This window comes from Fructobacillus fructosus KCTC 3544, from assembly GCF_001438695.1.
In the GTDB taxonomy this organism is placed as follows: Bacteria; Bacillota; Bacilli; order Lactobacillales; family Lactobacillaceae; genus Fructobacillus; species Fructobacillus fructosus.
On record NZ_JQBH01000003.1, the window covers coordinates 60,051 to 67,461 of the forward strand.

The following is a 7,411-nucleotide window of genomic DNA, read 5'->3' on the forward strand; positions in this document are numbered from 1 at the left end:
GTAACTTATCATAGTATTGATAAAAGGACCAGCCGATTTCAAGTGAAATTGGCTGGTCCTTTTTTTATAATCGGTCGTCATGAAAAGACCGGCGGTTACCAAGGCAACCACCGATCAATTCAGACAGAGGGAATTACTCACTGTCAACATCCCGCAGCATTGTGAGCAAACATGAGAGAAGAAACAAGCTGATTAAAAGAGGATAGCAGCGCAAATTTCTATCGTAACCAAAACACCCAGGCAAAGAAACGAAATCAGTGAAGGTCAGCAGCGCGCGAACGGTAAACGCCGGAGAAGCGCTTACCATGGATCATCACGCCAATCTTATGACACCAGACTAGTATAGGAAGAGAAAGTGTCAGTCGACAGCTCGAACACTGCTTCTATTGATTCGCTGACAAAAGTGGGTTCGTATTTTGGTCCCTCTGTCTGCTTTATTTATACCACGATTCGTGGTAACTGGCAATCATTTTATTTATATTTTTAAATTATGTTGCAGTATTATGCAATAATTTAAAATATGTATTGTTGGATCTAGCGACTTTTTTAACAGTGTCTAATGGATAAGTATGGGAAGAACTGAAAAAGTTCAGGCGATAAACCGAAAGGGAAAAAGCAGTCCAAGTGTTTCTCCACGGGGTTGCTGGCAATTAAAAACGACTGCCCGTACAGCAGCCGTTTTCAATCAAATCATTAATCAGTCATTATTTGCCTAAGAGCCCATCACAAAATCCATGGGCAAATTGGCTCACCGCTCGTCCTAGGACAAGCCCACGGTTGCCCATGCCACCATGCACTTCGGCTAACTGATTGACAGCTAAATTAACATAACGTTCACTCACCATAATACCCTGCATTCTTTTCTCCCTTCTCTTTCTTCAAACTTAACGGCCCATCACAATGGAACGAACTAACCGACCACACGTATACCCCACTTGATAGGCGATGGAACGTCCGCCCAAAACTTCGTTTAGCTGTTCGTCATCAAGTGTTTGCATCGTTGTTTCGTACATATCGTGTCCTTTCTTACAAAAACAAATTCTCCAAACAAGCAATAAGAACTGGCCAGCTCTCACCTGAAATATAGCACGGCCAAATGGGCCGAACAAGAAGAATGATTGCAAAAAATAAATAATGAATCTTTTGATTTAGGATGTATAAAATACGTGAAAAGAGTGATTATCTGATTTTTAATTAGTGGGTTTAAAATACTGATTTTTATATATCGTTGAGAATGGTCACTCGTCAATTAACTAAATCAGCCCCCTCCTTTCGCTCTTTTCAAAAAAACAAAAATTCCCGCCCTAACTGACCAAGAAAAAACAGCCGGACTTTCGTCTGACTGTTTTCTTTTTAATCTTCAAATGTAAAGACTTCGTTACCAGCATAGGCTGCCAGACGGGCCGAGTGAATGGTCAGCTCTAGGAGCACTTCTTCCTCTGGGTGGGGATGGTTCCGGTGAAAGACGGGATTTGTGAAGTAATCCTTGACGTCCGCCCAGTTTTTTGTCGAGGGACGCAATGTCGCTTGATTGGATTCAATCCGAGCGCCGTTTTCGTTCATGACCGTCATAATAGCCACCCGGTCATTGACTTTTAAGTCCGCAATCTTGCCAGTATCTGGTTGGCTGACCAAATACCAGTGATTGTGCTGATTGGGGTCCATTGCAAAGCCCATGATGCGTAGGCTGGGCTGCCCATCTTTTTCGGTGGCAACGTAGAGCAATCCCTTTGCTGCCAGTGCGTATTCTTCAAATAGCGTCATGTTGCCTCTCCTTTACTTATCCAACTGACCATCGTAATCAATATGGTCCAAATACAATCCTGCTGCAGGTGCCGTATAGCGCGCCTGTTCGCGATCTTTTGCCGCAATCAACTTTGGAATGGCATCGACGGGGCGACGCCCCGTTCCAATTTCAAGTAGAACACCGACCATAATTCGAATCTGATTATACAAGAAAGCATTGCCTTCGAAAGTAAAGACCAATTCCTGTTCGTCTTCTTTCACCTGCACCTCGGCGCGCGTAATCGTCCGGATAGTTGTCGCTGTCTGATTACCAGAAGCAGCGAAGGTAGCAAAGTCTTGTTCACCAATCAAATCCGGCAAGGCTTTTTCAATCCGCTTTGGATCAAGGTTCCAGTGAAAATGGCCTGTATACCGCCGCTTGAAGGGGTCCACGTAATCCTGAGTGGACACCCGGTAATAATAGCGCTTGTTGTGCGATGAGAACCGAGCGTGAAAGTCGTCTTGTACCTGACGGACTTCCTTAATCAGGATATCGCGGGGCAAAATGGTGTTCAATCCCTTTCGCACGCCTTCGCCGGGGATGTCAAAGGGCAAGTTAAAGTGGATGACCTGCCCGTTGGCATGAACGCCGGTGTCGGTGCGGGAAGCACCGACGACTTTAATGCGCTCGGCCGGATTCTTTCCCATTTGATTAACTGCTTTAATGAGCTCCCCTTGTACGGTTCGGTGCCGTTCGACACCGTTTTTAGACTGTACTTGAAAGCCTAAAAAGTCTGACCCGTCGTAGGCAACCACTGCTCGATAGCGTGGCATAAGAAGCTCCTTTCCATTCTTATTTATGACACAAAATTTAAGGCAATGAACCCAAAGGCAAAGACCAGTACGGCCCCGAATGCCCAGGCATCTGCTTTACTGTAAGACAATTCGCGATAACGAGTCCGTCCCTCGGCTGACTCGAAGCCACGGACTTCCATGGCGTTGGCGAGGTCCAGTGCGCGTTGCAAGGCCCCGACAAAGAGGGGGACCAGCAGTGGCACGACCGCCTTTGCGCGCTTAATCAGCGAGCCGGTTGATAGCGACATTCCTCGCGACTTTTGCGCCTTCATGATCTTATCGGTTTCGCCCATTAACAACGGAACAAAGCGCAGCGCAATGGATAGCATTAGCGCCAATTCGGACACGGGCACCTTCACGACTTTGAGCGGTTTCAGGAGCGATTCAATAGCCGATGCGATGGCCGTCGGTGGCGTGGTAATCGTCAAGATGGTTGACATCAACACGATTAACACGAAGCGCACGACCACGTAAAAGGCATTAATCAAGCCCGGCAGTGTGACTTTAACGGGTCCGAAAGCGAAGAGAACCGGTGTTCCACCTGAAAACAGCAATTGGAGCACCACGGTGAAGAGAATCAACCAAAGAATCGGCTTAATGCCACGCCAATACAGGCCAAGTCCCTGCTTTGTCAGTACGAGGGCCATTAACAAAAAGGCCGCTGACCAGAGATAGGTAGGCCAACTGTTGGCAAAAACCAGTAAGAACACGTAGGCAATCGTCATCAAGATTTTGGTACGGGGATCGAGTTTATAGAGAATCCCAGAACCCGGAACGAATTGACCAATCACTAAGTTATTCATGATTTGCCTCCCCGTTTTCGCTAATGGTCGAGCCAAGCGTTTGGATTTTTGTCGGGTCAAGTTGTTTCTTAATCGCCTTGGCTAAATCCGGAACCGTCTTGCAGAGACCATCAAAAACAAAGCCCTTCTCTTCCAATTGCTTTTGGAAGGCAATGGTTTCCGGCAGATCTAAGTGCTGCTCAGCAAACCAGGATTGAGGCCGTGAAAAAAGTTGGTCAACGGGTTCATCCGCCGCAATTTCACCATCTTTTAAAACCAGTACCCGGTCTGCTAGGGCCAGCACCTGATCCATTTGGTGAGAAATTAAAACCACGGTCTTCCCCTCGTCACGCAATGATTTAAGCAGATTCAAGAGTTCCTCTTGTCCCTGTGGGTCTAATCCCGCCGCTGGTTCATCGAAAACCATGGTCTGTGGATTCATCGCCAATACACCGGCAAGTGCGACTCGTCGCATCTGACCACCAGATAAATTAAAAGGCGATTGCTCATAGAGCGTTGCATCAAAGCCAACTCGCTTTAAGGCTGTTTTTGCGGCTTTCTTCGCCTCTTCATCCGTTGCCCCAAAGTTTTTGGGTCCGTACATGACATCTTCTAACACCGTTGGGGCGAAGAGTTGTGATTCAGGAAACTGAAAGACCATCCCCACTTCCGCGCGGATGGGTGCCAGTTCCTTTTCCTTGGTCTTGTTCGTGACAACGTGTTCACCAATTTGTACCGTTCCCTTTGTTGGTTTGAGCAACGCGTTCAGTTGCTGGACCAGCGTGGACTTTCCAGAACCCGTTTGGCCGATAATAGCCGTAATCATGCCTTTTTGTATTGTAACGTTAATATTTTTGAGGACTGGTACGCTTTGCTTACCAGCACCATACGCAAAGTCTAAGCCTTCAATTTTGATAACCATGTGGCCAACTCCTGCTTCGTTCGGTAAACCGGCTGATCAATCGCGAGGTCTTTTTGTAAGGCCATCGCAAATGGCAGTGCCAGTCCTAGCGCTGCTAGTTCTTGCCCCTTCAAGAAAAGAGCCCGTGGCGCCTCGTTTTCAACCAAGCGACCATCATCAATTACAGCCACACGGTCGGCTAGGGCTGCTTCTTCCATATCATGGGTAATCATAATCAGCGTAAGCTTACTTTGATAACGCTCCTTGAGTTGCTTCAGCGTCTGCAACACCGCCTGCTTTCCCTCGGGATCGAGCATCGCCGTCGCTTCGTCCAAAATAATTACCTTTGGTTGAAGGGCCAGAATTGACGCCAGCGCTACCCGTTGTTTTTGTCCTCCCGAAAGAGTGTGGGGTTCCCGATCAGCATAAGCCGCCATCCCCACTTGTTTAAGGGCAGCCTCAATCATGGCCGGCATCTCTTCGGAGGGTACCTGCCGATTCTCTAAACCAAAGGCCACATCGTCGGCCACCGTGGCGCCAACGAACTGATTGTCTGGATTTTGAAAAACCATGCCAACTTGCGAACGAATAGCGGCTAAAGTCTCTAGCTGTAGCTTTTGACCAAAGACCCTAATTTCACCTTCATCAAAGTCAAGCAAACCCAAGATGAGCTTAGCAAGCGTTGATTTACCGGAACCATTGTGCCCAACAATTGACAGCCATTCCCCCTCTTGAATTGAGAGCGAAAAATTGTCGAAAAGCTGCCCCTGTTCAGGGTAAGAATAGGTTAAATTTTTGATTGTGATTGCATCTGTCATTATCTGCTATTTTACCATATCAGAAGCCCCCCGGAAGACTTTCAAAAAGTGAATCAAAAAAGCAGCTGAAAGTTTCCTTTCAACTGCTTTTTCCGGATGTTCATCCGATTTTTTACTTGTCATGGCGCTTCTTCGCTAAGAAGAAGGTCGTGAGACTAGCTGCAAGGGCTAGGCCAACGGTTTGCTGTGTGGCATTCCGTTTTACCCGGCTAGCGGTCTTTGGCAGACCACCGTCCTTCACAACCGGACGTTCCTCCACCTTTGGAGCAACAGCTGTTGCCCTTGGCTTCTGAACACCCTTTTGGTAACAAGCCTCAATGGCTTCTTTACCAGTAGTCAACGCCTTTTCAAGTGAATCAGAATCGCTAGCGTTTTCGATTGCCTGCTTCATTTGTTGAAGCACGGCGTTCAAATGAGCGAGCTGTTCCTGCTTTTCAGCGTTCGTCAGGTTTGAATCTTGTTCAATTTCAGCCTTAACACGGTCAGCATCTTGATTCAATGCGTTTTCAGCATCATGTTTCTGCTGACTCAGTGGTGTTGCTGATTGATGAACCTGCTCGATGGCCTTAACACCAGCTTGTGTTGCCTGGTTCAAGTCATCCAAATCAGTCGCATCATCGATTGCACTCTTGGCAGCAGCCGCCGCTTCATCGACCTGCGCATCCTGAGCATTCTTCTGCTTCGTCGACAAGGAAGCATCGTTTTTAATATCAGACTTTTCCTGATCAGATGCATGGTTAATCGTTGCATCTGCAGCATTCTTAGCATCATTTAGTCCGGCAATTAATTGTTCACCAGCCTTGGCGCTTTTGTCTGAATCATCAGCATTCTGACCATTATCAACCGCAGCCTTCGCCTTGGCCGCTGCTTGATCGATGGCCGCCTTCCGCTTGTTCTTATCATCTGGCGTTAATGAACCATCGTCATCAACGACCTGCTTAGCCTTGGCCGCCGCATTGTCGATGTTTTTCTTGTTTTGATTCTTAACATCGTCAAGCGAGCCCGGCTGGTAGTCAGTGTCAATCTTTTGGATTCCAGCCGCCATGGCCGCATTGATAGCATCCGAATCGACCGCCTTATCGATGTTGTCATTGGCTGCCTGGCGGTCAGCCTCAACCTTAGCCAATTGGGCGTTCTTTTCGTCCGTCGTTAAGGTCGTATCGGCCTTGATGGCATCCGATACCTTCTTGGCTTCGGCATCGACATTACCCTTTTGAGTTGTCTTTTGGTTGACCGCTGGTGTACCTGGTACGTGGTCGGCGTCAATCTTTTGGATGCCAGCTGAAGTGGCTGCGTTAATACCATCGGCGTCTGAAGCGTTGTCGATGTGCTGGTCAGCTTGTGTCTGATCAGCTTGAACCTGACCAACTTGGCTGTTTTTCTCCTCGTTTGTCAGAGTCGTATCAGCCTTAATCGCTTTAATGACTTTTTCAGCTTCCGCATCAACGTTAGCCTTTTGAGCTGTCTTCTGATCATCCGTTGATGTACCTGGTTTGTGATCGGCGTCAATCTTTTGGATGCCAGCTGAAGCGGCTGCGTTGATAGCGTCAGCATCTGCAGCATTGTCGATGTTCTCATCGGCTGCCTTGCGGTCTGCTTCGACCGCTGCGGTTTGCGTTGCCTTTTCACCTGACGTCAAAGTCGTGTCGGCCTTGATGTCAGCGTCCACTTTCTGGGCTTCCGCATCGACGTTAGCCTTCTGAGCCGTCTTCTGGTCGTCCGTTGACTTACCCGGTTTGTGGTCGGCGTCAATCTTTTGGATGCCAGCCGAAGCGGCTGCGTTGATACCATCGGCATCTGTAGCGTTATCGATATTTTCATCGGCCGCCTTGCGGTCTGCTTCGACGGCTGCGGTTTGCGTTGCCTTTTCATCCGTCGTCAACGTGGTGTCAGCATTGATGGCAGCTGATACCTTCTTGGCTTCGGCATCAACGTTGGACTTTTGGGCCGTCTTCTGAACATCGGTTGCCGTTCCCGGCTTGTGGTCGGCGTCAATCTTTTGGATGCCAGCTGAAGCAGCAGCGTTAATTCCATCAGCATCCGCAGCGTTATCGATGTTCTCATCGGCCGCTTTGCGATCAGCTTCAACTGTCTCCGACTGCGCCTTCTTTTCATCGGTCGTCAACGTGTTGTCAGCATTGATGGCAGCGTCCACCTTCTTAGCTTCCGCATCAACGTTGGCCTTTTGAGCTTTCTTCTGGTCATCGGTTGACGTACCTGGCTTGTGATCAGCGTCAATCTTTTGAATACCGTCTGAAGCAGCGGAGTTAATCCCGTCGGCGTCTGAAGCGTTGTCGATGTTCTCATCGGCTGCCTTGCGGTCAGCTTCA

The 7,411-nt window shown here is 48.3% G+C and carries 7 protein-coding genes; all 7 read right to left on the reverse strand.

Annotated elements, in window-relative coordinates; genetic code table 11:
• Positions 1-884 precede the first annotated feature (884 nt).
• The gene (locus IV71_RS08425) at positions 885-1,013 is read right to left on the reverse strand and encodes a hypothetical protein (RefSeq protein ID WP_010017484.1); all 129 of its coding nucleotides are present in this window, start codon (positions 1,011-1,013) and stop codon (positions 885-887) included.
• Positions 1,014-1,353: 340 nt separating this feature from the next.
• Positions 1,354-1,764 carry a pyridoxamine 5'-phosphate oxidase family protein gene (locus IV71_RS02130; RefSeq protein WP_010017485.1) on the reverse strand — a complete coding sequence of 137 codons (411 nt, stop codon included), beginning with the start codon at positions 1,762-1,764 and terminating at the stop codon, positions 1,354-1,356.
• Positions 1,765-1,776: 12 nt separating this feature from the next.
• Entirely contained in the window at positions 1,777-2,559 is a 783-nt protein-coding gene (truA, locus tag IV71_RS02135; RefSeq protein WP_010017486.1) for a tRNA pseudouridine(38-40) synthase TruA, read from the reverse strand.
• A gap of 23 nt (positions 2,560-2,582) precedes the next feature.
• A complete protein-coding gene (locus tag IV71_RS02140; protein ID WP_010017487.1) occupies positions 2,583-3,383 on the reverse strand; it encodes an energy-coupling factor transporter transmembrane component T family protein in 801 nt (266 codons plus the stop codon).
• Positions 3,376-4,284, reverse strand: coding sequence for an energy-coupling factor transporter ATPase (locus IV71_RS02145; RefSeq protein ID WP_010017488.1), 909 nt, complete (start codon positions 4,282-4,284; stop codon positions 3,376-3,378). Before IV71_RS02145 ends, IV71_RS02140 begins: the two co-directional genes overlap by 8 nt.
• Positions 4,260-5,081 carry an energy-coupling factor transporter ATPase gene (locus tag IV71_RS02150; RefSeq protein WP_010017490.1) on the reverse strand — a complete coding sequence of 274 codons (822 nt, stop codon included), beginning with the start codon at positions 5,079-5,081 and terminating at the stop codon, positions 4,260-4,262. The genes IV71_RS02145 and IV71_RS02150 overlap by 25 nt, the downstream gene beginning before the upstream one ends.
• Positions 5,082-5,193: 112 nt before the next feature.
• Positions 5,194-7,411 (reverse strand): DUF1542 domain-containing protein (locus tag IV71_RS02155; protein ID WP_162258591.1); only part of this gene is annotated, 2,218 nt, incomplete at its 5' end.

Coding starts and splice junctions, on each gene's coding strand:
- IV71_RS02140 (WP_010017487.1), bottom strand. CDS start 3,383: ATGAATAACTTAGTGATTGGTCAATTCGTTCCGGGTTCTGGGATTCTC.
- IV71_RS02145 (WP_010017488.1), bottom strand. CDS start 4,284: ATGGTTATCAAAATTGAAGGCTTAGACTTTGCGTATGGTGCTGGTAAG.
- truA (WP_010017486.1), bottom strand. CDS start 2,559: ATGCCACGCTATCGAGCAGTGGTTGCCTACGACGGGTCAGACTTTTTA.
- IV71_RS02150 (WP_010017490.1), bottom strand. CDS start 5,081: ATGACAGATGCAATCACAATCAAAAATTTAACCTATTCTTACCCTGAA.
- IV71_RS02130 (WP_010017485.1), bottom strand. CDS start 1,764: ATGACGCTATTTGAAGAATACGCACTGGCAGCAAAGGGATTGCTCTAC.
- IV71_RS08425 (WP_010017484.1), bottom strand. CDS start 1,013: ATGTACGAAACAACGATGCAAACACTTGATGACGAACAGCTAAACGAA.